The sequence below is a fragment of the Streptomyces sp. SPB074 genome (genome assembly GCF_000154905.1).
Lineage (GTDB): Bacteria > Actinomycetota > Actinomycetes > Streptomycetales > Streptomycetaceae > Streptomyces.
The window spans coordinates 5,400,990-5,402,640 of the sequence record NZ_GG770539.1; the positions used below are offsets into that span (position 1 = coordinate 5,400,990).

Annotated in this window: 2 protein-coding genes; both read left to right on the forward strand. The window is 74.1% G+C overall.

The features are described from left to right. Nucleotides 1–101: 101 nt before the first annotated feature. Nucleotides 102–854 carry a methyltransferase gene (locus SSBG_RS22925; protein WP_008748450.1) on the forward strand — a complete coding sequence of 251 codons (753 nt, stop codon included), beginning with the start codon at nucleotides 102–104 and terminating at the stop codon, nucleotides 852–854. A 254-nt stretch (nucleotides 855–1,108) separates the two neighbouring features. Further along, the gene (locus SSBG_RS22930; protein ID WP_008748451.1) at nucleotides 1,109–1,525 is read left to right on the forward strand and encodes a DUF3040 domain-containing protein; all 417 of its coding nucleotides are present in this window, start codon (nucleotides 1,109–1,111) and stop codon (nucleotides 1,523–1,525) included. The last annotated feature ends 126 nt before the right edge of the window (nucleotides 1,526–1,651 follow it).

The following is a 1,651-nucleotide window of genomic DNA, read 5'->3' on the forward strand; positions in this document are numbered from 1 at the left end:
CCGCTCCCACCGCCCCGGGCGAGGCCCGTCCGCCGGGAGGACCGCCCAAGGAATAGGCTGACCCCACAGACCTCCGCCCCCACTCCGCCCGCAGGAGACCCGTGTCAGACCCGATGCGCCCCCGCGCCGCCCTTCGCACCGCCGTCGTCTGGGACGTCCTGAGGGACGCGCTCGACGGTGCGGGGCAGACCCTGGACGTGCTCGACACCGGCGGGGGGACCGGGAACTTCGCCGTGCCCGTCGCCCGGCTCGGGCACCGGGTCACCGTCGTGGACCCCAGCCCCAACGCGCTCTTCGCCCTCGAACGCCGTGCCGCCGAGGCCGGGGTCGCCGCTCTCGTGCACGGGGTGCAGGGCGACGTCCACGGGCTCTTCGACGTCGTGGGCCGCGAGAGCTTCGACGCCGTGCTCTGCCATGGCGTCCTCGAATACCTCGACCGGCCCGCCGCCGGTCTCGGCAACGTCGTCGCCGCGTTGCGCCCCGGCGGCACGCTCAGCCTCCTCGCCGCCGGGCTCGGCGGCGCCGTCCTCGCCCGCGCGCTCGCCGGGCACTTCTCGGAGGCCCGGGAGGCGCTGGACGACCCGGACGGACGCTGGGGCGCCGCCGACCCCGTACCGCACCGCTTCACCGCCGGACAGCTCACCGCGCTCGTCACCGACGCCGGTGTCGAGGCCGGCGCGGTCCACGGCGTGCGGGTCTTCTCGGACCTCGTGCCGGGAGTCCTCGTGGACACCGAACCCGGCGCGCTCGACGCCCTCCTCGCGCTCGAAGCCGCCGCCGCGGCCCGCCCCGAGTTCCATGCGGTGGCCACCCAGTTGCACGTGCTCGGCCGCAAGAGCGCGCCCGGCGCCTGAACCCGGAGAACCCCGGCTCTTCTCGACCCGCCGTCCTCGGCACCGGCGCCGTATGATCGGAGGAGGCCGCCCGGCATGGCGTCGGGGTTCGCGGGAATGCTGGTGTCAACCGGTGTGCCGGCGGACCCCCGGTGTCCGGCCGGTCGCGTCCGGTGAATTTGGCGCAGAGGGGCGGGTTTCACGGGGGCGATTCCCTGCCTATCCTGAAGGGGACCCCCGGTCGCCCCGGCGACTGCACGATGAGGAGGACTCCCGTGCCGCTCTCAGAGCACGAGCAGCGAATGCTCGAGCAGATGGAGCGAGCGCTGTACGCCGAAGATCCCAAATTCGCGACAGCGCTTGAGGGAACCAAGCTGCGCACGTACACCCGCCGCCGGGTCTACCTGTCGGTCGTGGGCTTCCTGGTCGGCATCGCGCTCCTCGTCGGCGGAGTCGGCCAGGGCGGCGTGAGCAGCGTCGTCTTCGGCGTCATCGGCTTCCTCGTGATGCTCGTCTGCGCGGTCCTCGCGATCACCGGCTGGCGCAAGGCTCCCAAGCCCGGCGAGCAGCAGGCCCAGGCTCCCGGCGGCGAGGCGGGAGCCCCGCGCGGCCGTACCGCCCGCCAGAAGCGCGGAATGATGGACCGTATCGAGCAGCGCTGGCAACGGCGCCGCGACGAAACCGGCCAGTAAGCCACCCTTTTCATCCGCCGAAGGGGCGGGCCTCCACTCGGAGACCCGCCCTTTCCCCGTACCCGCGTCCCCCGGCGGTACGCCGCACGAGACCCTCGCGCACCCAGCGGGCCCCCCCCGGGGCCC